This is a genomic window from Lutibacter sp. (assembly GCF_041555395.1).
Classification (GTDB): domain Bacteria; phylum Bacteroidota; class Bacteroidia; order Flavobacteriales; family Flavobacteriaceae; genus Lutibacter.
In genome coordinates, this window is sequence record NZ_JBFFKM010000011.1 from 29568 (window position 1) to 55273 (window position 25706).

General features: G+C 32.1%; 19 protein-coding genes. 8 read left to right on the forward strand and 11 right to left on the reverse strand.

What is annotated here, in order from left to right; translation table 11 throughout:
- Positions 1-17: 17 nt before the first annotated feature.
- The 4 genes from typA (at position 18) to ABY285_RS04250 (ending at position 4432) form a co-directional block, all read left to right on the forward strand.
- Positions 18-1787 carry a translational GTPase TypA gene (gene typA, locus ABY285_RS04235; RefSeq protein ID WP_372767349.1) on the forward strand — a complete coding sequence of 590 codons (1770 nt, stop codon included), beginning with the start codon at positions 18-20 and terminating at the stop codon, positions 1785-1787.
- A 492-nt stretch (positions 1788-2279) separates the two neighbouring features.
- Entirely contained in the window at positions 2280-2726 is a 447-nt protein-coding gene (locus ABY285_RS04240) for a MarR family winged helix-turn-helix transcriptional regulator (RefSeq protein ID WP_372767351.1), read from the forward strand.
- Between the two features lie 369 nt (positions 2727-3095).
- Positions 3096-3323, forward strand: a complete 228-nt coding sequence (locus ABY285_RS04245) for a hypothetical protein (RefSeq protein WP_372767353.1) — start codon at positions 3096-3098, stop codon at positions 3321-3323.
- A 707-nt stretch (positions 3324-4030) separates the two neighbouring features.
- Entirely contained in the window at positions 4031-4432 is a 402-nt protein-coding gene (locus ABY285_RS04250; RefSeq protein ID WP_372767355.1) for an acyl-CoA thioesterase, read from the forward strand.
- Between the two features lie 19 nt (positions 4433-4451).
- On the opposite strand, the gene ABY285_RS04255 is transcribed toward ABY285_RS04250, so the two are convergent.
- Both ABY285_RS04255 and ABY285_RS04260 read right to left on the reverse strand, forming a co-directional pair.
- Complete coding sequence (locus ABY285_RS04255; RefSeq protein WP_372767357.1) at positions 4452-5687, reverse strand: glycosyltransferase family 4 protein; 1236 nt, start codon at positions 5685-5687, stop codon at positions 4452-4454.
- A gap of 103 nt (positions 5688-5790) precedes the next feature.
- Positions 5791-6222: a hypothetical protein gene (locus ABY285_RS04260; protein ID WP_372767359.1), complete on the reverse strand. Its 432-nt coding sequence runs from the start codon at positions 6220-6222 to the stop codon at positions 5791-5793.
- Positions 6223-6720: 498 nt separating this feature from the next.
- Between ABY285_RS04260 and ABY285_RS04265 the strand changes: the two genes are divergently transcribed.
- The 4 genes from ABY285_RS04265 (at position 6721) to ABY285_RS04280 (ending at position 10190) form a co-directional block, all read left to right on the forward strand.
- Positions 6721-7158, forward strand: a complete 438-nt coding sequence (locus tag ABY285_RS04265) for a cold-shock protein (RefSeq protein WP_372767361.1) — start codon at positions 6721-6723, stop codon at positions 7156-7158.
- Positions 7159-7358: 200 nt separating this feature from the next.
- A complete protein-coding gene (locus ABY285_RS04270) occupies positions 7359-8477 on the forward strand; it encodes a DEAD/DEAH box helicase (protein ID WP_372767363.1) in 1119 nt (372 codons plus the stop codon).
- 32 nt (positions 8478-8509) lie between these two features.
- Complete coding sequence (locus ABY285_RS04275; protein ID WP_372767365.1) at positions 8510-9514, forward strand: elongator complex protein 3; 1005 nt, start codon at positions 8510-8512, stop codon at positions 9512-9514.
- Entirely contained in the window at positions 9498-10190 is a 693-nt protein-coding gene (locus ABY285_RS04280; RefSeq protein WP_372767367.1) for a DUF6873 family GME fold protein, read from the forward strand. The genes ABY285_RS04275 and ABY285_RS04280 overlap by 17 nt, the downstream gene beginning before the upstream one ends.
- A gap of 50 nt (positions 10191-10240) precedes the next feature.
- On the opposite strand, the gene ABY285_RS04285 is transcribed toward ABY285_RS04280, so the two are convergent.
- From ABY285_RS04285 to ABY285_RS04325, 9 genes are all read right to left on the reverse strand, one after another.
- Positions 10241-12472 (reverse strand): glycoside hydrolase family 3 N-terminal domain-containing protein, encoded by a 2232-nt coding sequence (locus ABY285_RS04285; protein ID WP_372767369.1) that lies wholly within the window; start codon positions 12470-12472, stop codon positions 10241-10243.
- Between the two features lie 73 nt (positions 12473-12545).
- Complete coding sequence (locus ABY285_RS04290; protein WP_372767371.1) at positions 12546-13808, reverse strand: glycosyl hydrolase family 17; 1263 nt, start codon at positions 13806-13808, stop codon at positions 12546-12548.
- Between the two features lie 341 nt (positions 13809-14149).
- Positions 14150-15592, reverse strand: a complete 1443-nt coding sequence (locus ABY285_RS04295) for an MFS transporter (protein WP_372767373.1) — start codon at positions 15590-15592, stop codon at positions 14150-14152.
- A 54-nt stretch (positions 15593-15646) separates the two neighbouring features.
- Positions 15647-16654 (reverse strand): glycoside hydrolase family 2 TIM barrel-domain containing protein, encoded by a 1008-nt coding sequence (locus ABY285_RS04300; protein WP_372767375.1) that lies wholly within the window; start codon positions 16652-16654, stop codon positions 15647-15649.
- 52 nt (positions 16655-16706) lie between these two features.
- Entirely contained in the window at positions 16707-20168 is a 3462-nt protein-coding gene (locus ABY285_RS04305; protein ID WP_372767377.1) for a hypothetical protein, read from the reverse strand.
- Positions 20169-20258: 90 nt separating this feature from the next.
- On the reverse strand, positions 20259-21575 hold the full coding sequence (locus tag ABY285_RS04310) for a glycoside hydrolase family 2 TIM barrel-domain containing protein (RefSeq protein WP_372767379.1): 1317 nt from the start codon (positions 21573-21575) through the stop codon (positions 20259-20261).
- A 7-nt stretch (positions 21576-21582) separates the two neighbouring features.
- The gene (locus ABY285_RS04315) at positions 21583-23097 is read right to left on the reverse strand and encodes a sugar porter family MFS transporter (RefSeq protein WP_372767381.1); all 1515 of its coding nucleotides are present in this window, start codon (positions 23095-23097) and stop codon (positions 21583-21585) included.
- Between the two features lie 4 nt (positions 23098-23101).
- Positions 23102-24577, reverse strand: a complete 1476-nt coding sequence (locus tag ABY285_RS04320; protein WP_372767383.1) for a glycoside hydrolase family 30 beta sandwich domain-containing protein — start codon at positions 24575-24577, stop codon at positions 23102-23104.
- A 28-nt stretch (positions 24578-24605) separates the two neighbouring features.
- A partial coding sequence (locus ABY285_RS04325; protein WP_372767385.1) for a glycoside hydrolase family 30 beta sandwich domain-containing protein occupies positions 24606-25706 on the reverse strand: 1101 nt, incomplete at its 5' end.

A 25706-nucleotide genomic window follows, 5' to 3' on the forward strand; every position in this document is an offset into this window, starting at 1 on the left:
GCCTAAAAAATTAGAACATGCAATCTATCAGAAACATCGCTATTATAGCCCACGTTGACCACGGTAAAACTACATTGGTTGATAAAATTATTGATCAAGCCCATATTTTGGATGAACGAAAAGTTCGTACAGAATTATTATTGGACAGTAATGATTTAGAAAGAGAAAGAGGAATTACCATATTGTCAAAAAACGTGTCTATTATATATAAAGGCGTAAAAATCAATATTATTGATACTCCTGGTCACGCCGATTTTGGTGGTGAAGTTGAAAGGGTCTTAAATATGGCTGATGGTGTTTTATTATTGGTAGATGCATTTGAAGGGCCGATGCCACAAACACGTTTTGTTTTAGGTAAAGCACTTGAATTGGGTTTAACGCCAATATTAGTAGTAAATAAAGTTGATAAAGAGAACTGTACACCTGATTTGGTGCACGAAAAAGTGTTCGATTTAATGTTTGCTTTGGATGCAACTGAAAAACAACTTGATTTTGCTACAATTTATGGTTCGGCCAAACATAATTGGATGAATACAGATTGGAGAGAACAAACCGATAATATTATTCCTTTATTAGACGCTATATTAGAAAATATTCCTGAGGCTCCGTATTATGAAGGAACTCCTCAAATGCAAATTACTTCTTTAGATTTTACATCGTTTGTTGGCCGTATTGCTATTGGACGTGTTTTTAGGGGTGATTTAGTGGAAGGTAAAGATTATGCGATTTGTAAAGCAGATGGAAGCTTTAAAAAAGTACGAATTAAAGAACTTCATACTTTTGAAGGTATGGGTAAAGACAGAGCGGCTTCAGTAAGAAGTGGTGATATTTGTGCAATAACAGGGATTGAAGGGTTTGAAATTGGTGATACCATTGCCGATCTTGTAAATCCGGAGCCATTAACGAGGTTAAAAGTGGATCAACCTACAATGAGTATGTTGTTTACAATTAACAACTCACCGTTTTATGGTAAAGAAGGGAAATTTGTAACATCTCGTCATTTACGTGACAGACTGTATAAAGAAACTGAAAAGAATTTAGCCCTTAGGGTAGAGGATACAGATAGCGAAGACAGGTTTAATGTTTTCGGACGAGGAATTTTGCATTTATCTGTTTTGATTGAAACAATGCGAAGAGAAGGATATGAATTGCAAGTGGGAAGGCCACAGGTAATTATGAAAGACATTGATGGCGTTAAATGTGAACCTTACGAAACACTTGTAATTAATGTTCCTGAAGAATTATCCAGCAAAGTAATTAACCTGGTATCCTTAAAAAAAGGAGATTTATTAATTATGGAACCTAAAGGTGATTTACAGCATTTAGAATTTTCCATTCCATCGAGAGGGTTAATAGGTTTACGTAATAAATTATTGACAGCAACAGCTGGTACTGCAATTATAAATCATAATTTTGCTAGCTTTAGTCCTTATAAAGGTGATTTTACTGAGGTTGTAAATGGCGCTTTAATTTCTGCGGAAGCAGGTAAAGCAACTGCCTACGCTATTGATAAGCTAGGGGATAGAGGGGTTTTCTTTATCGATATTAATCAGGAAATTTACAAAGGACAAGTTGTTGGTGAAAATAACAGACAAGATGATATGGCCATCAACCTTACAAAAGGTAAAAAACTAACAAACGTTAGAAAATCCGGAACAGATACTGCGGTAAATATTGCTCCTAAGAAAGAGTTTTCATTGGAAGAATGTATGGAGTATATTAAGGATGATGAATATTTAGAAGTAACGCCACTAAGTTTACGTATGCGAAAAATTTCGTTTAAATAAACTTTAATTGAAATAAAAAAGAGCGCTTTCATTTATTTTAAAGCGTTTTTTTTTGTAAAAAAATTGAAATTAACATTCCTATTTACACCAATAATATTATAAATAAACAATCGATATGGGGTAGGCGTAGGTGTTAATTGTTAGCATTTTAAACAAAATACAATAGACTTATCAACAATTTTTAATCATTGTTCAACAAAAACTACACGTTTTCCTCTGCGCGAAAAAAACAGAAGCGAAAATAGCCATACAAACCTCTGTAATTATTGGTAAATAGGTTTAAACCTTGTGTAAACAAAGAGATTTTTAGAGAAGACTCAGTAGTTAAAAATTCAATTAACCGGTTGTTTTTATTCAGCAAATCAGACATTTAAGTGCATTTTACAAAAATAAAATGAAAGTTTTTAACAAAAATGTTTGGTTGTTTAAACATTTGTACATACATTTGATGTATATACAATAGTAGTATAGATAATTGTTGTCCCCCAGAAGTTGAATAAAAATGATAAAAAGGATGAGTTAAGCTTACCTGATTATACAATTGAGAATATATTGCAAACAGGTAATTGGATGAATGAAAAGTTTTCAGATCATTTAAAACAATATGCTCTATCAATCCAACAGTATCAAGTATTACGTTCTTTAAGAGAATTAGGAGGCGAACCTGCAAATCTTTTGACATTGCAAGCCGAAATGGTAAGTAAAAATAGTAATACAACGCGTTTGGTCGAAAAATTACGGTTAAAAGGTTTAATAAGCAGAATTCAAAGTGAAGAGAATAGGAGGATGGTAGAAATTCGAATCACAGAGAAAGGTTTAAATCTGTTAGCTGAAATTGATGACGTTCATTCAGAATTTAAAAATGACATCGTAGAAGGTTTAACAGATGACGAAATCCTGACGCTGAACAAATTATTGGAAAAAATTAGGAATAAATAAATCAACCCCAAAATTGGTTATTTTCTGAAATAATGAGTTATTACCCCAACTTATTATATTAAAAAGAACCTAAATTAAATAGTAAAAATTAATTACGTAGTAAGAATTAATTAAATAGTAGTAAGAATTAATAGTAAGAAATTAATTGATTAGTAAGAAAAATGTAAGAACCTTTTAAACCTTGAAGAATTTATGAAGAAGTAAATTAACCCTTAGAGATAGTATCACTGTAGTCACATACTTAAAAAAGCAATCCGAAAATGCTTTTCACAAAGTTAGATGGTTAGTAAGAACCTTGATGCTATCTCTTTTTTATTAAATGATAACGTAGGAACAAATAAATCAACCCCAACTCCAAAACCCCCAAACATGAGTTCAATATTATTAATCGTATTAATAATTATTTCTCTGGCTGTTACATTCTGTAGCAGCACGCTTCAAAGGAGAATTATAAATTCAAAGGCTTTGGAGTCTATATTAACTAAAGATTTATCTGGTTTGAAACAATTTCATTTGTCCGAATCAGGTAAATCTTTTGGTATAATTAAAAGCAGCCGCAGCACATTTATCCAAAAGCCACCTTTCCCACAACCGTAACTGGAAGATAAATAGTGCGGCTGTATTTTTTATTGAAAATAAGCTTTAAAACTAATTAAAGGTGATGATGCTTAAGAAATTAAAAGGGTGCTTGTTTTGAATAAATCAAAAAAACAGAAATTAAGTATTCTTTAATTGATTTAAAGAATCGTTTATAAAATATTAATTTAAAATTTTTGAATTATGCTTTTAATCGAAAAAAATAACATCAAGAGTCATCAAAACAAATTAGAACGAATTTATATAAATACGTTAACCCCGTATTTTAAATTTAAAAATAAAAAGGGAAATGTAATAGCTCCAAAAAAGAGTTGTATTTCCTTATAAAAAGAGAAAAACTGTTGTCCCCATAAAAAAAACAGTTGTAACTATCTTTAAATTGGCGTCCCCACAACGGTAGTAAAAAAGATATAGATGTTACAACTGATTTTTAAAAACTTTATTTCTTAAAAAACAGCCGCAAAAAACTTGAAAAAAACTGTCGTCCCCACGATAATTTCTCTGACACAAGCTTTACGACTGCAAATCTTTTAAATATATTTTAGAAAAAAACTAAAAGATTAAATATTCTTGAACTTTATTCAGGTGGTGTAAATGTAAAATATAACATTTATAATTCCAATTATTTTTATATTTTATTTTAAGTTGTAAATGGCTTTGATATTGGTAAAAGTTATTTAATTTTATTCTATTTTAAACCTATAAAAATGATAAATAACAGTTTTACCTACACTTTAATTGTTTCTGAAAATGACATTGATACATTGAATCATGTGAACAATGTAACCTATTTGAATTGGGTACAAAATGCGGCTCAAAAACATTGGAGCCTACTGAGTAATAATGATATAGACAACAAATATGTATGGGTTGTCATTAGACATGAAATTGACTATTTTTTGCCAGCAATGCTTAATGATGTGATTACAGTAGCCACTTATATAGGAGATTCTTATGGCGTAAAATCAGAACGTTTTGTTGAAATTAGAAGGGAAGATAAACTATTGTCTAAAGCAAAAACAATTTGGTGTTTGCTTGATAAAAAAACAATGAAGCCAGTTAAGTTTCCTTCAGAAATATTGAATATTCTTCAGTCTAAAAAGGAATAAATTAACACTAATTTTTATTTTACAACAACTTGTTTTTTTCTTCAATCCATTTCGACATATATTTTGTGCTTTGTATGGTGTGATGCAGCAACATAGCTCCGATAAAGTTTTTTAATCTGTGTTCTGAACTATTTTTTTGAATGTATTCGATTTTATTAAATAGCTTTTTTTTATATTTTTCTTTTGAGTAACATACATCAATGATTTCAACACCATGTTGTTGCGCTTTTTTCCATAATTTTTCATTGGTATACAATTCAACCGATTTTAATGCAATTTCATAGGGATCGTCAGTAATAAAACCATTCCAGGCTAATTTATTGTGCATGGCTTCGGCACCAATGTTTGTAGTAATGCTGGGCGTTCCATATTGCATGGCATCTATGAGTTTTCCTTTTAAACCTGCACCAAACTGAAGTGGCGCCAAACAAACTCGAGCATTTGTAAAAACATGTTCCGTACTTTCAGCCCATCCTTTTATGATAAATCCTTCCTTTTTATTTTGCAATTGCAACACTTTTTCAGTTGCATAAGCACCATAAACATGTAATTGAACTTCTGGTAATTTTTCGTGGATTAATGGCCAAATGACTTCTTTCAAATATTGAACGGAATTTAAATTTGGCTCATGTTTAAAATTTCCGATAGAAATAAAATGTTTTCGATTTAGGAAAGTAGGATAGGAGCTAATGGTTTCTAAATTTATTTTATTCATTAAAAAAGGCATATAAATCAACAATGATTTATCTATTTTAAAGGTCTTTCTTAACAATTTCATTTCAAATTTTGAAATAATAAGCGTTAAATCACATCTATAAATACTGGAAATTTCTCGTTTTGCCAAATCATTTTTTATATGATTTAAAGTAACTATGTCATTATTTTTATAGGCAACCTGCCTTGCGTGTCTCAAAAAATGCAAGTCTTCTGTATCCAAAATTCTTATGGCTTCCGGGCAATTTTCAGCAATCCGCCATCCAAATTGCTCTTCTGTCAAAAATCGATCAAACAAAACAAATTCCGGATTAATTTTTTTTACCAATAAATCAAAACTTGAGTCGTTTAGATGAATATCGAATGTTTTTATATTTAATTCCCCAAATTCAAATGAATTTTTTGATTTTGAGGCAGTACAAACAAAAGTAACCGTAAAACCATTTTTTTGAAATAATTCAATCAATTGAAGCATTCGGCTTCCGGCAGCCGTTGAATTGGGTTCAGGCCAAACAAATCCTATAATCAAAAGGTTTTTCATATTATTCCAAAAGTAGCAATTTATTGAAGCCGATTGAAAAATATGTGCATAAAAGAAACTGAATTTGATTCTTCAGGTTATTTAATTTTTTAGTGAGATTTATTTATAAAATCCAGCCTTCTTTCTCTGATTTTCGTGAAAACCAAACTAAGAACAGTGCAATAACAATAATAACCATCGGCCAAATCATTTTATATCCAGACACTTCCATAAAAGTTTGAATAAAAAAGTTGTAAATAAATTGGGTAATTACAGCAACAAGTGATACTATAAAAAGCGTTGTAGCCCACTTTTTTCTCATCAAAAGACCCACGCAAGCAAATACACCCGCAAAAACTGCAATAGCAAAAACACCGGTTACCCAGGCAGGAACATTATTATAATAGGCTTGCTCGGCTTCTGGCAAAGTCGCTAAAACTTCATTAGTCATATAAGCCTGACCTAAATAGGCGATAACTCCAGAAATGCTCCAAAGTAGTGCTACCGCGCTAATTATCCAAAAAGCGCTTGTTGGTTTGTTGGTTGAATCATTCATAGTAAAATGTGTAGGTTAGTATTGGTTATTATTTCAGAATAATGAATTAAAATTAAGTAATTTATTAAATATAGCAAATTGTTTGCATTTATAATTTTCATGGTCATTTACTTAAAAAAAAGATGTAATTGCATCAAAAAAATAAATGCTATTCTGTAATAAAATGTTGTTTACCAGCAATTAATTTCCTAAAATTGTATTATAAATTACATTGTAGAAAAAAGTAAGCCTATGTAATTCATTGAAACTCAAAATTAAATTAATAAAAAGTTTCACTAAAATTAGAATGAAAACTCTATATTTGCAAAAGTTTCTGTAAAAATTTAATCGCTATATTTAATTTTTACGGGAATGAGTCATTGCAATAATTGGATAAATCATTGTGTAAATCAATCTTTAGAATTGTCGTTTTACAATATTTCTTTCATATTTTAGATGACAACCTTAACTGTTTAGGAAAAACAGATTAAATATAAAAATTTTAACAATAATTAATTAATGGCCGGATCACAAGAAACCTTTGGTAAAAAAGAAAGAGAAAAAAAGCGTTTAAAAAAGAAAAAAGATAAACTGCTGAAAAAAGAAGAACGCAAAGCTGGAGGGCAAGAGAGCGAATTTATTTATGTTGATGAATTTGGGCAGCTTACAGATACCCCAATGGATCCATCAAGAAAAATAAAAGTGGAAGCCTCTAGCATAGAAATTGGTGTGCCTAAAAAAGAAGACAGAGAAGTTGAGGAAACAGAAAAAAAAGGAAAGGTATCTTTTTTTGACAGCTCAAAGGGTTTTGGTTTTATTATTGAGAACGAGTCCCAAGAAAAATATTTCGTGCATGTTAGTGGAATTTTAGAGGAAATAAAAGAAAATGATAAAGTTAGTTTCGAATTGGAACGCGGCTTAAAAGGAATGAATGCTGTAAAAGTAAAGAAGATTTAAAGTAAAAAATATAAATTGAATTAAAAGCTGCTTATTAAGCGGCTTTTTTTACGATATTTTTTTAATAGTTGAGAATTATTTTTTGTTGAAAATAATTTTTGCTAAAAATAAACGGTTAAATGCTCATTTTTGATAAGTTATAATAAATAGTTAAAGCCTTATAAATAAGCGTATCTTTGCAACTTTCAAAAATAAAAAGTATGGCCACATTTTCAGCGTTAGGTATTCGCAAAGAATATATAGAAGCATTAAAAGAGCTTGGGATTAAATCACCTACCGAAATTCAGGAAAAAGCAATTCCTGTTTTATTGAATTCAAAAACAGATTTTATAGGTTTGGCACAAACCGGAACAGGAAAAACAGCAGCTTTCGGACTTCCAATACTGCACAATATTAATAGCGCTTTGCCTTATACACAGGCTTTAATATTGGCCCCAACAAGAGAATTGGTTCAACAAATAAAAAAACAACTGTTTAAATTTACCAAATATACTGATGATAAAATTTTTGTTGAAGGGGTTTATGGTGGTGAAAAAATAGATATTCAAATGAAATCCCTAAAAAGAACCACGCATATTATTGTGGCGACTCCGGGAAGATTGCTTGATTTAATTGAAAGGGGAGAAGTTGATTTGAAGAAAATATCAACTATAGTATTGGATGAAGCGGATGAAATGTTGAGTATGGGTTTTAAACAGGATTTAAACAGGATTTTAAAATTTACGAGCGGTTCAAGAAATACGTGGTTATTTTCGGCAACTATGCCAGAAGAAATTCTAAAAATCATAAAAACTTATATGGCTGCAAATACGCCTAAAGTTGCCGTAAACAAAAAGGATTTGGTAAATGTAAATATTACGCATCAATATATTAAAACGGAAATAAAAGATAAGGTTAACCTGCTCATTAAAATATTGGAAAGAAGGAGTACAGACAGGGGGATTATTTTTTGCAGAACAAAAGCTGGTGTACAAAATTTAACTGCGCAATTGAAAGAAGAAGGTTTTTCTGTGGAAGCCTTAGAGGGCGATATGCAACAAAAAGAACGGGATAAGGTAATGCGTGCCTTTAAAAACGGAAGTCTGCAGGTTTTAATATCAACAGATGTTTCTGCAAGGGGAATTGATGTAGACAATTTGGCGTTCATAATTCACCACCAACTTCCTGAGCAATTGGAATATTATACACATAGAAGCGGTAGAACTGCAAGAGCAGGAAAAACCGGATTTTCAATTGCCCTAATTGTTCCTAACGAAGTCCAAAGAATTCACGAAATTCAGAAAGAATTGGGTATTAAGTTTATTGAAATTTCAATTTAAATAAAAGAAACAGGACATTTATACATTTATAAATGAAAAGTAAGAAGCATTGTAATATTCCTATATTTATTCCGCAATTGGCTTGTCCACACCAATGTGTATTTTGTAATCAGGAAAAAATAAGCGCTACTTTTTCAGTCCCAAAACCAAATGAAATTGCCGCTATTATTGACGCTTATCTTGAAACCATACCTAATAATAAAGAAATTAACATTGCATTTTTTGGAGGTAGCTTTACCGGAATTCCCAGAAATGAAATGATTGCCTATTTAGAAGCGGCTTATGAATATGTAAAAGAAGGTAAAGTTCAAGGCATTCGTTTATCGACAAAACCGGATTATATCACTGATGATATATTGGATATTCTTGAAAAATACGGGGTAACTTCAATAGAGTTAGGGGCGCAGTCAACAAATAACAAAGTATTATTAAAATCGGGGAGGGGCCATAAGTTTGATGCTATCGAAAAAGCAGCTAACCTCATTCGCAAAAGAGATTTTGAACTTGGATTACAGATGATGCTGGGTCTTCCTTATGACACCTTAGAACTTGCAATACAAACTGCTAAGGACATTGTTAGGCTGGGAGCAGATACAACACGCATTTATCCAACAATCGTTGTAAAAGGAACCGTATTGGAAAAAATGTATGAAAGAGGAGAGTACAAGGTGCTCTCACTGGATGAGGCCATACTTTGGAGTAAAGAGGTTCTGAAAATATTTAATGCTGCATCAATTAAAGTTCTCCGGGTTGGATTGCATCCTTCAGAAGAACTTGAGCTTGGAAAGTCACTTGTAGCTGGCCCAATTCATCCATCTTTTAAAGAAATGGTGTTAACGGCTTTATGGGGCGATATTCTTTATAAAAAGTTGGTAAAAAAGGGTCAGTCAATTGTCAGTGTTTCCAGTAAACAATTGAATTACGCCATTGGATATAAAGGAAAAAACAGAAATGATTTAAAAACGAAAGGTTTTGATATCAATTTTGTCGTTGATTCTTTTCTTAAAGATTTTGAATTAAATGTATGCTATAATTGATCAACGCAGTCCTGAGGTTGTAAAAAATAACCTAGCCAAATATGTCGATGATGTATTTGAGTTCTCCAGTGAAAATATTACTTATAATTCCATTTCTGGCCATCCTGATATTTTTATGTTTCAGGATTCAAAAAAGCTTATAATAGCGCCGAATTCTCCTAAAAATTTAATGGATTTTCTCAATAAAAAGAAAGTAAATTATACTTTAGGAATAAAAGATGTTGGTGAATCATTGGAAGAAAGTTCCATATATAATTGTTACAGCACCAAAGATTATTTTTTCTGCAATCATGGGAAACCGGACAAGTCAATTCAAAATTATTGTGCAAATAAACAATTAATACATGTGCCCCAATCTTATGTCAGATGCAGTATGTTTTCCATGAATAGTCAAAAGTTTATCACTTCTGATTTAGGGATTGTTAAAGTGTTGGAAAACAATAAAATGGATTATTTTTATTTTGACCCAAAAGCAATAAATATTGTGGATCACAAATACGGATTTATCGGAGGAACTATAGGTGAAATGGAAGATAAATTGTTTTTTTTGGGAAATATTTTAAAGCATAAAGATGGAAGTAGATTACGAGATTATATTACTGCGAATCAAAAGCAAGTTATTTGTTTAGGAAATGATTATTTGTATGATGGAGGAGGACTGTTTTTTGTTGAATAAAAATAATCCTCCAAAACACACAGAATCAATTCGTTAAGTTTGGTGTTTTTTCAATCATCTTTAAGTTTAAAATAGAAAGTTGATGTCAATAACTCTTGAGGATTCCCACCTATTTGAATTTCAAATTCGCCTTCTTCAGTTACCCATTTATTTTCCATTCCAATAAACCCTAATTCTTTGGAAGAAATTAAAAATTCTACTGTTTTAGTTTCTCCAACTTTTAAATGAATTTTTTCAAAACGAATTAATTTTTTAGCATCAGGAGACACGGTTGCAATTAAATCTTTTACAAACAACTCCACTATTTCCTTGCCATCTACTGAACCATTATTTGTTACGTCAACATTTATTTTAAGTTTGTTTGACCCCACTAAAGTATCACTTGAAACTATTAATTTTGAATAGTTAAAAGTGGTATATGAAAGTCCAAACCCAAATTCAAACTGAGGGTAAAAACCGTCAAAGTTCCAATTTAAATCTCTTATGTCAGTTTTCTTATAATAATATGTCAAAGAATTTCCAGAATATTTCGGATACGTATATGGCAATTTTCCACTTGGGTTTATTTTACCATATAACACATCAGAAATAGCGCGACCTCCTTCTTGACCTGGATAATACGCCATCAAAATTCCAGAGACTAGTGGTTCAATATCTTTAATAATTCTTGGTCTTCCTTGCGCCATTACCAAAATTATTGGCTTCCCTGTTTTAGCTAGTTTTTTTACTAGTTCCTGTTGAACTAATGGTAGTTCTAACTCATTTATATCTGAAGGTTTTTCTGTTGCAGGAATTTCGCCAACACAAACAACAATATAATCTACATTTTTTGCTTTTGACACAGCAAGTATCGAATTGACATCTTCAGTATAATCAGTTCCTGCAACAAATTCGACATTAGCATCTCCAATTTCTTTTTTAATAGCTTCTAAAATGGTAAGTTTTGTTGGGTCATTATATTTAGTGTCTCTTCCTAAAAAAGTTCTGGACCAAGCTCCATTTAACATATTTATTGAATTAGAAGCATATCCTGTTACCAAAACTTTCTTATTGGTTTTAAAAGGTAAAATGGCGTTAGTGTTTTTTAACAATGTAATAGATTCACTTGCCATAGTGTAATTATCTGCAATGTGTTTTTTACTTCCAAAATCAGGATATTCATTTGGGTTATTATACGGTACTTCAAATAAATTTAACTGAAATTTTAAACGTAAAATTCGTGTAACCGCATCATCAATTCTACCCATTTCAATTTCTCCATTTTCAACCAAATCAATAATAACATCAATAATTTTACCATCAAATGGATTCATTATTAAATCTAGCCCAGCGTTCACTGCCAATTTGGTGGCTTCGCGTAAATCCTTTGCCGTTTCGTGCGCTCCAATTAGAAATTCAATATCGTTAAAATCGGAAATTACGACCCCTTTAAAACCTAATTCTCCTTTTAAAATAGTGTTGATATAATAACTGTTACTATGGCAAGGAACTCCATTTACAGCATTTGAGCTAATCATAACTCCCATTGCTCCAGCTTTTACAGCCTCTTCAAAAGGAGGTAAAAAATATTGACGTAAATTATTTTCAGGAATGATTGCGTTTGCTCTGTCTTTTCCATTTCTTCCTGCACCATAGCCTATAAAATGCTTTAAACATACGGCTGAATTAGTTGAATTTCCTAAACTTTCTCCTTGTGAGCCTTCAATATAAGCATTCGTCATTTCAGAAATCAAATAAGGATCTTCGCCAAAACTTTCTGAAATTCTTCCCCATAAAGGGTTAATTGCCACATCCGCATTTGGGTTGAAATTCCAAGGCAATGAGGCTGCCCTTGATTCATATGAAGTAATTTCAGCGCTACGTTTTGTTAATTCTGTATTCCAAGTAGCTGCTAAACCAATTTGATGAGGAAACATAACAGATCCATTGATATAATTTGCCCCATGAATATTGTCTATACCATATAACACAGGTATTCCTAAACGTGATTTTTGAATAGCTGAATCTTGAATTTCTTTTACAATTCTATACCAATCCTCTTTACTTGCTAAATAACCTGGTGTATTATGAATGGATCCAACACCATATTCAATGATGTATTTTCTAAATTTTTCAGCATCAAAAACAGCACTATCTCTTTCATCCCAATATTCACCAGTTAGTATAGTTGGTAAGCCAATATTTAACATTTGACCTGCTTTTTCCTTTAAGGTCATTTCATTTAACAAGTCTTGTATTTTTAATTCAATATTTGTTAAATTTTCAGATGATTTAGCATCCATTTCTTTATTATTTGAACAACCCAGAATTACTAGATAAATGATGGTTATAAATATTATTTTTTTCAATTGTAAATTAATTTTTTGAATTTATAGCTAAAGGAATTTCAAGAATATTTTCTAACAATAAGTCTTTATTTCCTTCATAAGTTTTACTGATAGGTTTGCCATTTCTTGTAAGACCTTTAAAAACCCCTTTATCAACCAAATCCCATAAAGCAAATTTAGCTTTACCGTCCAGCGTTAATAATCCAAAATGATTTTCAGAACCTAAAGGATTTTGTGCGTCTTTCCAATGCTCATCGAAAGCTTCAAAATAGAAACAAGACATTCCTACTTCATTGGTCCAAGATCTCATATAATCATAAAAAAGTTTTGCTTTGTATTCATCAGTAGCTCCTGAACCATTTGCACCATAAAAAGTTGTTCCTGATTCTGTTGCCCAACCAGTTTCACCAATATGAATTGGTTTTGAAACTCCAATACTTTTTATATAATTGGCGGCAGCTTCATATTCAGCAATTGCATAATTTTTAGCACGAAGCATTGCTGCATCCGCTTTTTCAATTGCAGTTAAATTTTCTTCATTCTCTGGAACTTTCCAATAAGTAGCATCGTAATGACTACTATGAAAAGGGTATGTATGCAATGAAACATAATCTACTGCATTTAATAATTTTGTTAAATCTTCTGTGTGGTAACTTTCATCTCCACCTCCCCAAGAAGCAAAATTATCAGAACTTGTAATCCATAAATCTGCAGGTAATTTTTCTGTTTTTTTCAATTCTTGCAAATGATTTACCCATTTTAAAATAACCTTTGGATACACAAAATAACTTGCTGCCCAATGCACCATAGCTTCATTCCCAACTGCTATAATTTTAACAATATCAGGGTATTTATTTGCCATAACTACAGCTCTTTCGATTTCACCTGTATTTGCTTGAACATCTTCAGCGTCATGATTTGGATTATCCGTCCAAGCATTTTCACAATCTATCCAAGCGCCTAACATCACGTACATTTCGAAATTACTATCTTCTTTTTTTAATTGAGAAATAGCTTCTAATAAGGTTGATGCTTCTTTTAACTTAGTATTATAGGTCCTTAAAACCTTAATTCCCATGGCACTTAAGATTTTCATGTCTTCTTTAATCTCCTCAAGAGTAGGTTGAATATCACGTGTGTTTTCACGATATCCACCATAAGACATTGCCAAATATACTGGGTTTCCTAAAATTTCCTTAGCAGAAATTGCTTTTTTTTCATTTGTTGTTGAGCAACTGAATAGTACTATTGACAAGAATATTAGTAATACATTTTTAATAATATTTTTCATTTTTTATTAATTAGGTTATCCTTTTTTGTTAATCAGTTACAAAATTCCAAATTTGTCAAATTGTTTGTCCGCCTTTATTATCTTTCACAACAACTTGTCAGTAATATTTTTTTGAAGAAGTTAGGTTCACATTCAAAGTTTTTGAAGTTTGATTATCTCCTTGTTTAATTGATGGTGGATTTGCCGTTCCAAAATACACATCATAAATTAATGATTCTGAAGTATCCACATCGCTTGCTGTAGATCCAAGTGTTGCAGCAGTACCTTGAAAAGCAGCATTTAAGGTTGGTTTTGCTTGACCTGTTTTGATATTGTTATATTTTTTAAATTTATGTTTTTAATTACTCACTTTCATGTAAAACTTTTCCTCTACGTGTTATTAAGGCCTCTCTAATTTCATTGGCTTTAGTTTCTGTAATATCGTATTTCCAAACAAGTATAATAGCTATTAAAGCCGTTCCGATTGGAATTAAAATATCTGCAATTCTAAGGTTTGTAAGGGTTTCTACTGTTTGAACTTCAATGGACTCATCAAATCCAATATAATGTAAAACAATACCACTTGTAAGCATTGCAATAGCAGTACCTAATTTAACCATCCACCAATAGACAGCACCAAACATACCTTCTCTGCGTTCACCATTGTTCAATTCATCTAAATCACAAACATCTGCTGTCATAGACATCATTAAAGTAAACAATCCTCCAATACCAAAAGAAAGGAAAGGAATTGGCATAAACATTAACCAAGGATTGGCTGGATTAAATCCCCACCATTTTAAACTATAACCAACTATAGATATTAATGTAGCTATAATAAATGCATTTTTTTTACCTAGTTTTTCAGATATTTTAGTCACTATTGGAATTACAAGAAACATAGTTGCTAATGCCATTATTGAGCCAAACCAAGCTGGCCAATGCCCTGCAGCACCTGTATTTCCTTGAAAAAGATAATAAACAATAATGAAAAATGAAAATTGGGCAATGGTTTGAAAACCATTAAAAATAAAAAAAGTAGCACCACAAAGCTTTAAGAAAGGTTTATTTTTTAGTGTTAGCTTAATGCCTTTAAAAAACTCTTTTGAATTGTTTGACAATTCACCCATTGTTAAATCTTTCATTTTATCTTGATCAGGAACAATCATTTCTTTATTAAAAAGTGCTGGAAAAATTCCTAAAACCATACATAAACCCCCAACCCAAATAGCCATAATTTTGGCTCCTTCAGGTGCGGTATCAAATAATGATTGATCATAAATAATAACCCAAAACCACGGTGCAATAACCCAAGCCAATTGCCCCATAAATTGTGAAACAGCCATTAAACGAGTTCGTTCATTATAATCAGGAGTCATTTCGTAGCCTAAACCAATTAGTGGAGTTGCAAAAATGGTATAACCAACATAAAAGAAAATAGAAACAACTAAGAAATAAAAGAAATTGTACATTTCAGAATTTTCTGGATTTAATTGCCACATAATCATGTACATAACTCCAGAAATTACACTTCCCAATAAAATATAAGGTTTTCTGCGGCCCCATTTAGATTTTGTATTATCTGAAATGAAGCCCATTATTGGATCTGTTAATGCATCGATAAATCTTGGAAGTGCCCCTAATATTCCAGCAAGAATTGGATTCATTCCTAATGACATTACTAGCACAACCATGAAAACACCTAAGGCCGCTGGAAATAATTGATTGGCTAAATGTCCTGATCCAAAAGCTAATTTTTGTCCTAAAGGAACAATGTCTTCCAGTGCTGTTTTATAATGTTTCATATTATTATCTTAAGTTTATATAGTTGGTTATTACTTGTTTATTTCAAATTTCAATTAATTAGTTTTTGTATACACTTGCTTCACAACATCAAATGCTTTTTTCTTATTTCTTCCCAGATCAACAATTCCCCAATACTCCTCGTTAGGTATTCCATCATATGGAACGCCACTGCTATTTGGCGCCCAGCCACCTGGATTTTGTACGTCATTTTCACCTGCTTTCCACCAACCATCGGTAAATGAAAAAAGTGTAACCCCTAAAGTGCTTTCTTTGGAATTGAAAATTGCTTGTAAAATATTTTTAGTAGCAGCAGCTTGTGCATCTTGATTATTACCTTGTTCAAAACGATCTTTTGAAATAGTCATATAACTATCTGCACCCGCTTCCGAAAGATATAATGGTTTTTTACTCACTTTTTTCCATTCAGAAAACAGGCTTTCAGGATTGTCCCATCTGTAAACATTAATTCCCCAGATATCTATATTCAGACAAATTGTTAAAGCTAAATTTTCAGGTAATTCACCGTGCGCAGTTGCAACTGGGTGATTGGTATCCATTTTATGAATACTATCAGCAGCATTATTTAAGGAAGTGTACCAATTTTTGATGTCATTTTCAAACCATTCAGGATGGTAATTATATTCATTGCCTAACTCCCAAAATAAAATTGCTTTATGGTTTTTATATTTTTCTATATAATTGATAAAAGACCCTGACAGTATATCGAAATTTCCATTTTGATTGTATCCAAAACCAATAATAACTTTAATTCCAGCTTCATTTATTTCATCAAGAACTTTTACATCATCAATAGGCTCATAAACTCTAATAGTGTTAATACCTGCTTCAACCATTAAAGCCAAGTCATTCGTTAAATTGTAAAAACTTCTTTGGTTACTTCCCTTTGGAACAGGATGATAACAAATCCCTTTAATAAAATAAGGAGATTCATTTACAAACAATTGGTTATCCACTAATTTCACAACCTGAGACTCAACAATTGTTGTACAAGAAACCATACATAAAGCTATTATAACTATTATTTTGATCTTATTTATCATTTAAATGCTTGTTAATATTTAGTATCTCCTTTATTTACAGTCCATTGTTTGCTCAAAAAAGTGACGTCACTGTTTTATGAAATGACACAACTATTTTTACAACTTCTCCTGTTCTTCCAAATATTTGATTACTTCTTTCTTTATCAAGACTTAATGTGTCAAAATGCATGTTTGAACCATCGGTAAAAATCACATCAATTCCAGTTTCAGATGCCAATTTATAAATTACAGGAATTTGACAATAGGTGAAACAAAGGGAATTAGGATCTAATTCAATTTCTTTCACTTCTTTATTAATATTTACATATTTAAAAGTTCTTGACTCCTTTAAAAATTCTTCCCCTCTTAATAATTGAGGGTTAAACAGAAGCACTCCATTCTTAACGAACACACCTAGCTCTCCAATTCTACTCAATATATCCTCTTTTACCTGACCTGTCATACCAGGCTGTTGCGCTCCTTTACCTGCTGGTGTATGTGAATATGGATCGGTTGGAAAAGCGCCATATAATTTAGGTGATTTATGAACTCCAATCCCTTCGTATATTTCAAAATAATGATCGAACATTTTACCAATAAGAACATCACTTTCCTTATTTTCAATAGCCATCAAACAACTTTCCTGAACTGATAACAATAGTTTTGAAACCATATGCCAATAAATTGAACCAAGGCCTTCATACCCAAAAAATGTTCCGGATCTGCCAGTAAATGCTTTATGATTAAATATTTTTTCAAAAACACCTAAAACCAATTCCGTGTCTTTTTCAATTAGCGTTTGATATGACTCAGGAAGTTCATTTAATCTTTGTTTTAGAATATTGGCATTGTTGAAACTAGCATTGAAATGGTAGTTACCTAAACAATCTTTTTCAACTATTTGAGAATTTCCATCTTTTATAAGTTGTTTTAACAACGATGATTTATTAACATCGGTTGTCAAAATGTTGTTTTTATCTCTAAATCTCGGCAGTTCTTTATTTGGATATAAAATATAACTGTACTGATCGGGCCTGAACAATGCACTGGCTTTTAAACTATCTAACAGTTCCAAACTGGCAGCAGATGAAAGATATCCTGAACTTAAAACAGCTACCTGACCTTCTAACATTTCAGGCAAGTGCGAAATTGATACTTCTTCTTCGTTTTCAAGGGTCATTAAATTGTAAGCATGATATAAATTATCAGGTCTTTTATTCGCATCAATTGAATGTTCAATGTATTGAAGTGTTAATTTTGTAAAACGTACTAAATCTTTTTTAGAAACTGTTCCTTTATTGCTTGAAAATCCGTTTTCATAAATGGCTGTTCTATAAGTGCTTCCGGCAATTCCAAGTCCATCTAAAACTGTTTTTCTGTCTTTGTCTGAAATTTTCCCTGCTAATATGTTTTTATTGTCCCCAAGTACTGTTAAAACACCATTAAAAAATTCCACCAATTCATCAGAAATTTCAACAGTATCTAAATCTGATTTTGAAACCAACTTTTCTAAGAATTTCAAAAAGCGTCTTAAATTATATAAGGTTACCATCGAAACACCGTTTCCTACCAAAGCATTGTTGGCATCATTCCATTCCGGACGTTGTGTATTCATCCAAATACCGCCTTCAGGAATGAAGTTTGATACTTTTGCCAATACTGTCGCTAATATTTTTTCAATAAAGTTTACTTTATAAATAAAATAATTTTCATCTCTTAACAAAGCACCATCTGCACCTAGCTGAATTTTCTTTTGGTTAATATTTTCATCCAATTCTTCATCAAATTCAATGGTATCTTTTGGATTCTTTAATATATCCTCATAACTTTTAATTTTGTAAGGTACATTGGCATAAACAAAAATTTCTTCATTAAAATATTTAGCTAATTTATTTGGGTAATAATTTTCAATAATTTCTAAAAACTTCAATAAATAGATAATCTGATGATCTCCCCAATAACCAATATATGACCACGGATTATCCGGTTCAATTGTTTCCCAGTCAAAACCATCTTTTGTTACACGGTACGGGTTGTAGCCATCAAATGTTGTAGCATTTAAAAACTTATGAATCATACTTTCAATAAAAGCAGGGTAGGAGTGTGCCAAGGCTTCCCAGTTTTGGAAAATATCTCTCCAGTTCCCTTCATAATCCAAAATTTTTGAACCATCCACTTCACTTCTTGTATTGATAGAAAATTTGTTCCAAGGTCTGCTTGGATCTCCATGGCGTCTGCTAAATTTCAATGGCATGTATTCAAAACAAAGTCTTTTTAAATTTTTATCTTCACTTTGTTCGGCAAATTCTTTTAAATAACTAAGAGAAAACAAGTCCGGTAATTGTTCTAATAATTCACCTTTTTTCTTTAAAACTTTTTTATTGGCTTTTGCTATGTATTTTATGAAATCGTTTTTTTCAATTTGGTAGTTATTATCAAAAATACCACCACGCATGATATTAAAAAGTGTGTTTGAGAAATGTCGTGAATTAATTAAATTATCATTTGATAATTGTATTCCGTCTGCAGCTCCTGTAAGCTGAATTAGCTTATTGGTACCAATTTCAATGTTTTCTTGAATTAAGTTTGCTAAATTCTTTTCATTTCTGATAGTTTCCACAATTTCATTAACAGCAACAATGGTTTGATTCACATTTGCTACAAGCGTCCAATTTTTCTCTGCATTCCCTTTTAAAGTTAAATTTGAACAGGTAAAATAAGCCCCTTTTTCAGCTTTTACATCAACTTCCTGTTGAATTTCTTTTCCTTTTCTGAAATTATTTAATTGTAATGATGACAATAAATAGATTGGGTTTTCAACTCCTAAAGACCAAACAATATTTGACTTTAAAGCCTCACTTGGTTCTGCTTTATCAACAATTATAGCACTTAAAGCGTAAATTCCTAATCCTACTTCAGCTTCTAATTCACATTTCTTATAGGCATCTACTAAGTTACTGCTGGCGTTTTGCAAATCGGCTGAAACTCCATAAGGCAGAATATTTTGAATTCCGTCTAATACAGTTACTTTAAGATCCTTTTTGGTGTTATTAATTATGGTTGATGCTTTCACAAAACCATATTCATTACTTGAGCACCATTGGTATTTGAAAGTAACTCCTAAATCATGATTTATTTCTTCAAAAATCACTTTATTTCCATAGCTATTTTTGTACAAATTTCTGCTGATTTTATAAACACCTTCATACCTATTTGAAAATGGTTCCCACAAATATGATTTTCCTTCTAAATGAATTTGCACTATTGTTTTACTACCTGTAATTTCAGCACTTTCTGTAATTTTATCATCAGTGTAATAAGGAAATAATGCATAATTGCTATTTTTTCTTCCTGCAGACAATCCACCATTACTGGAAATAAACATCCAATGATTTGAATTACTAACAATACTCATGAAAAATGGTCTCATTTCACTTACATTCGAAATCTTATAATAACTTTCGTTTCCGATAGTTATTAAATCTCCTTTTACGTCATTCGCTTCAAAAGAAGCTTTATTTTCTCCTATATACATTGAAATATTTTTTACTTATTTTATTTTAATAAAAACCTCTTTTAAATTCTTATTTAGAAGCGGTTATAATTTTTAATTTGTTCTCTTTTTTTAATACACTTTAAAAGGAATATTTGCTGTTGCTGAATGGTTTTTACCATCATTTACATAGGCAAACAATCTGTAAACTCCTTTATTTTTTGGTGCCTTAAAAATTAAATTTCCTTCATTGTTGCTGATTACTTCAAAGTCAACTGCATCAGGTTTCTTCTCTAAATCACCACCATCTTGTAAATCTGTACTTTCATTCAAAATTTCCCATCTATAATTTAAGTCATCCTTTTCAAGATCTTGAATTTTTATATTCACAACACATTCTTGATTTGACTCAACGGTTACATCATCATATGCTGTTTTATTGTTTATTTGAAATGATTGAATTTGGGGCGTTCTATTCTCTGGCCAAGTTGAACTCCAGACATAATGCATGACATCAACTGATTCTGTTTCACTGCCATCTTCTAAAAAAACACCGTACCAAGTAGGTGTACGTTCTTGTTTTTGTCCCCAAAGAAAAACGTAAGAACCAATACACTGATTTGGGTCTGCTGCAATTCCTCGATTATATCTTGCTAAATAATTTGAAGCTTTAACTGTGCTGTTTTCTTCAATAGGAGCTCCCCAGGAAGTTTTAGGAACTTCCCAATGACCTGTAGCGCCCCATTCAGTAATTATATAAGCTCCTTTCCAACCACTTTCTTTTACTAATGAAGGTAATTTTACTAAATCACCATAGATTTGAAAACACAAAAGATCTAAATCTGAACTTCTCTCTTTTATTAAATCTACTTCTCTTTTGGATATTCCTGCAAGAGCTGTGGTTGTTAAATGATTTGGATCTATTTCATGGATCATCTTTGAAATATCATTCACTGCATTCCATACTTTTGGATTTTTAGAACGTAAATTCAATTCATTTCCAATTGCCCACATTAACAGCGCAGGATGATCCTTAATTTCTAAAACTTCCTGTTTAATTCTTTCTAGCTGTTCTTTTACAGCAACCTCATCATCATAATTAAATCCGTGTCGTTCTCTGGCAACTTCAATTCCCATTGTAACCATCAGTCCATTTTTGTTGGCTTCATCCAGGACCTCTGCACCCGTTTGCTTCCCGTTTTCCGTTCTCCACGTTCTAAAGGAATTTCCATTATGTTTAGCTACAGCTGCGATATTCCCATATTCCAATCCGGCGCCTTTGATATAAAAAGGCTCGCCATTCACAAAAAGTTGGTATTTTCCTTCAGTATTAGTTAAGGTTACTTTGGCTGGTTTTTCCATAGGTAATTCTGTTGATGTTTTTTGAGGCGCTTCGGCACAAGCAAACAGACAAAATAAACATACTAATAAGGTAGGAATAATTTTCATTTTATGGTTATGATCTTATTAATAATTCTTCAACTTCTTCCAAAGTTTTTCCTTTCGTTTCTATCACGTATTTATAAACGAACATAACGGATAAAACAGCCATTCCGGCATAAATTGCAAAAGTTACCGTTGGACCTAAATTGGTGAGTTCCCAAGGGAAAAACTGTGTAACAGTATAGCTTACCAATGAGTTGAAAAATCCAACAATGGAAATGGCAATTCCTTTTACGTTTCCTGGAAAAATTTCAGACAACATGGTCCACATAACTGGTCCTAAAGAAATTGCAAATGCCGCAACATAAAGCAATATGGCAATCAATACCAAATTGGCGTTGATGCTAATGAAATGTTTAACTTCATTTTGTTTAAATTCATTGAATTGCACTTCACTTAAAAGCGGAGCGACATTTGAAAATAATTCACTTTGTGAAGAAAATGTTGATCCGTTTAACGGTGTTAGAGATGATTTAATGTCCATATTTCCAATCTTTTCAATGGTGGCGTCATTAAAGCTATAAGTTGCATTGTTAAAGGCTAAAGTTGCCATAGTTAAAGCAATTGCCATGGCCGAAGTTCCTATAATCAGCAAAGGTTTTCTGCCCAATTTATCTATAAACCAAATAGCCACAAAAGTGAACACCAAATTGGTAAGTCCAACAACAATCGCCTGTAAAAATGAAGCATCCGTGCTTCCACCTGCTTGTTCAAAAATGGTTGGCGCGTAATAAAAAATAGCGTTGATTCCTGTTATTTGTTGAAAAAAGGCCAATCCAAAAGCAATAATTACAATAACGCTCATTCTTTTGCTGAAAAAATCTGCATAAGTTCCTTTGGCTTCTTTTTTTGCAATTCCTCTTTTAATTTCCCCAATGGTCGTATCTGCAAATTCTTCACCACCAATTTTTATCAGTATTTTTTTAGCTAGGGTTATCTCATTTAGTTTTTGGATGAGCCATCTTGGACTTCTAGGAACCAAGAAAAGCGCAAAAAAGTAAATAGCTGCAGGAATAGCTTCTACGCCCAACATCCATCTCCAGCTTTCACCTTCCAAATCTTTTAAAAAATAATTAGAAAAATAAGCTACGGAAATACCCAAAACAATATTTAACTGATTTAAAGAAACCAAGCTTCCTCGCAATTTAGGTGGTGCAATTTCTGCAATGTAAATAGGAGCAATCAATATAGCGCCACCAATACCAACGCCACCAATAATTCGGGCGATGACAAACGAAAGATAATCTGTGGCTGTTGCTGACCAAATCGCAGAAACGGTAAAGAGCATTGCGGTTACAATCAATAATTTTTTTCTTCCGAATTTGTCGCTTAAAGGGCCTGCAAAAATGTTTCCTGCCATAGCTCCGAAAATTACGCAGCCCACCGAGAATCCAAGTTCCCAATCAGACATTTCAAAATAGGTTCTGATTCCGTTTACGGCTCCTGAAATTACAGCGCTGTCAAAGCCTAAAAGAAAGCCTCCCATTGCTACTACAAGACTTATGGTAATTGTATATAATTTATTCATTTTTTTAGTTTAAAACTATCGTTTGTATTGAATGTGCTGGCATATTTAATTTTGCCGTTTTACCATTTAATGTTAACATATAATCAATTGTATTGTCGCTTTCATTTAAAGCCACAATTACAATACTACCATCGGTATTTACAAAAGAAGTTGCACTTAAGTGATTTGCAGTTGTTCCTGTTGACAATCTTTTGGCCCCTGGTCTAATAAATTTTGAAAAATGCCCTATATAGTAATAGGAATTCGTAAACGTGAGCGCATTTGTTTTTGTGTCTCCGTGAACAGGGGAGAAGCATAGGTTCCCAACATGATTTGGGCCTCCTGTTTCATCTAACAAAATATTCCAATCTGTCCAAGCAACGGTTCCGTTATTAAAATCATTAATCATGGATTTACCATAACGTTCTGCTAATTTTGGATCATTATTTTCAATTCTGCTTAAATCATATTTTTCGTTACAACCTTCAGTGAAAATTAATTTTTTATCAGGAAATGCTTCATTTACAGCAGCAACATTTTTATACATTGGTGTACCATCTTTCCAGTCTTCATACCAATGAAATCCAGTACCCCAAACATATTTACTTGCCTCAGGATCATTTAAAATTACGTTAGCTCTTTCAAACAATAAATCTCTGTTATGATCCCAAACAATAATTTTTTTATCACCGAGCCCTTCTTTTTCCAGAGTAGGGCCTAAATAATTTTTTAAAAAATCTCTTTCCTCTTCAGCGGTATAAATACAAGATTCCCAACGTTGTACAGCCATTGGTTCATTTTGAATTGTTAAACCCCAAATTGGAATTCCTTCTTTTTCATAGGCTTTTATAAATTTTGCATAATAATTTGCCCAAGGTTGGTAGAATTCGGCTTTTAATTTCCCGCCCTGTAACATACTATTATTTGTTTTCATAAATGCCGGTGGACTCCAAGGGCTTGCATACATGGTTAATTTACCACCTGCAGCCTGAATGGCAAGTTTTGTAAATGGCAACCTGTATTTTCTGTCGTGTTCTATACTAAATGAATTTAATTCAGCATCACCTTCATCTACATACGTGTAACTTTCACTTGAAAAATCACAACTATGTATTATTGTACGCGCTAATGAATATCCAATTCCTTTATCAATACTGAAATAGGCTTCCATAAACAGTTTTTGGTTTTCTTCAGATAATTTATAGAATGTCTCTGCGGAAGCATCCGTCAATGCAGCCCCAATACCAACAAAAGTTTGAAATTGTTTGGTTGGATCTATTAAAATAGCTGATTCAGTCTCCAATGGCTGTTTAAAATCATTGAATTGAAGCGTATCTGTAAGTGTAAGTTTTAGATTTGTGCTGTGGGCAGATGTATAAACCATTGCTGTTTTATTTTTTATAACTATAGCTTCATCCATTTCAGTTTTTACATCACTTTTTTTCTGGGTACACCCAAAAAATGTGATTATCAAAAGTGAGAGTATTGTTATTTTTTTCATTTTATAATAATATTTATATAATTATTTTCTACCAAACATAGGTTCCAACAGCCCCAGCGCTTAATGATGTTGTAATCCATTTGCCATTGTATTTAATGTTAAACATTGCTGATTCATTGCCATCATTTATTACAATTAAAACTTTTTTTCCATTGGGTGTTTTGAAAGCGACATTGTTTAAATTTCCACTTAAATTACTTGCAATTCTTATAGAACCTGCCGGTACAAACTTAGAAGCATGGCCTATAATATAATAGCCGACATTTTGTACATAATTTGAACTGCTATTGATGGTTAAGGCACCTTTACACGTAGTGCAACCGCCAGGTGTATGAGGACCAAAAGAAGCATCGTTGGCCAAATTCCATTCAAGAGCGGTTTTGCTCCAGTTTCTCATGGAACCTATCACTACATTTTTTATATGCCATTTTAAATCGCCTGAAAAATCACCTGAACTTGGTGTGTATTGCTCAGTAAAATATAAATCTTTGTCGGGATGTGCGTTGTGAACAGTTGATAAAGCGCTAATATCTCCAGCATATAAATGAAATGCCGAACCAGCAATATATTGTTTGGCTGCAAGATCATTTAATACCGAAATCGGATATTCAGGTTTATCACAATTATGATCATAGATAATAATTTTTGTGGAAATGGCAGCTGTTTGAAAAGCAGGGCCAAGGTGGTTTTTGATGAATTCAGTTTGTTGTGGAGCTGTCATTAATAAACTTGGATTATTTCCTGGATGCAAAGGTTCATTTTGCACTGTAATTGCATCAACAGTGATTCCTTGTTCCTTCATTTTTTGAACATATTTAACAAAATACTGTGCGTAAACACCGTAGTATTTTGGCTGTAAACTACCGCCAACACTGCTGTTGTTGTCTTTCATCCAAACAGGCGGAGACCAAGGGGATCCCATTATTTTTATGGACGGATTGATTGTTAAAATTTCTTTCAAAAGTGGTATTAAATGAACCATGTCAGAGGCAAGGCTGAACTGTGTTAAGTTCATGTCAGTTTGTCCATCAGGCAAGTCATTGTAGGAAAAAACGGATTCGTCTAGATCAGACGCGCCAATACTTATTCTTAAATAGCTTATAGAAATGTCATTTTCATTGGTACCAAA

Bases quoted from the DNA above. Each gene is read 5' to 3' on its own strand.
- typA (WP_372767349.1), top strand. From the start codon at position 18: ATGCAATCTATCAGAAACATCGCTATTATAGCCCACGTTGACCACGGT.
- ABY285_RS04245 (WP_372767353.1), top strand. From the start codon at position 3,096: ATGAGTTCAATATTATTAATCGTATTAATAATTATTTCTCTGGCTGTT.
- ABY285_RS04250 (WP_372767355.1), top strand. From the start codon at position 4,031: ATGATAAATAACAGTTTTACCTACACTTTAATTGTTTCTGAAAATGAC.
- ABY285_RS04255 (WP_372767357.1), bottom strand. From the start codon at position 5,687: ATGAAAAACCTTTTGATTATAGGATTTGTTTGGCCTGAACCCAATTCA.
- ABY285_RS04260 (WP_372767359.1), bottom strand. From the start codon at position 6,222: ATGAATGATTCAACCAACAAACCAACAAGCGCTTTTTGGATAATTAGC.
- ABY285_RS04265 (WP_372767361.1), top strand. From the start codon at position 6,721: ATGGCCGGATCACAAGAAACCTTTGGTAAAAAAGAAAGAGAAAAAAAG.
- ABY285_RS04270 (WP_372767363.1), top strand. From the start codon at position 7,359: ATGGCCACATTTTCAGCGTTAGGTATTCGCAAAGAATATATAGAAGCA.
- ABY285_RS04275 (WP_372767365.1), top strand. From the start codon at position 8,510: ATGAAAAGTAAGAAGCATTGTAATATTCCTATATTTATTCCGCAATTG.
- ABY285_RS04280 (WP_372767367.1), top strand. From the start codon at position 9,498: ATGTATGCTATAATTGATCAACGCAGTCCTGAGGTTGTAAAAAATAAC.
- ABY285_RS04285 (WP_372767369.1), bottom strand. From the start codon at position 12,472: ATGGATGCTAAATCATCTGAAAATTTAACAAATATTGAATTAAAAATA.
- ABY285_RS04290 (WP_372767371.1), bottom strand. From the start codon at position 13,808: ATGAAAAATATTATTAAAAATGTATTACTAATATTCTTGTCAATAGTA.
- ABY285_RS04295 (WP_372767373.1), bottom strand. From the start codon at position 15,592: ATGAAACATTATAAAACAGCACTGGAAGACATTGTTCCTTTAGGACAA.
- ABY285_RS04300 (WP_372767375.1), bottom strand. From the start codon at position 16,654: ATGATAAATAAGATCAAAATAATAGTTATAATAGCTTTATGTATGGTT.
- ABY285_RS04305 (WP_372767377.1), bottom strand. From the start codon at position 20,168: ATGTATATAGGAGAAAATAAAGCTTCTTTTGAAGCGAATGACGTAAAA.
- ABY285_RS04310 (WP_372767379.1), bottom strand. From the start codon at position 21,575: ATGAAAATTATTCCTACCTTATTAGTATGTTTATTTTGTCTGTTTGCT.
- ABY285_RS04315 (WP_372767381.1), bottom strand. From the start codon at position 23,097: ATGAATAAATTATATACAATTACCATAAGTCTTGTAGTAGCAATGGGA.
- ABY285_RS04320 (WP_372767383.1), bottom strand. From the start codon at position 24,577: ATGAAAAAAATAACAATACTCTCACTTTTGATAATCACATTTTTTGGG.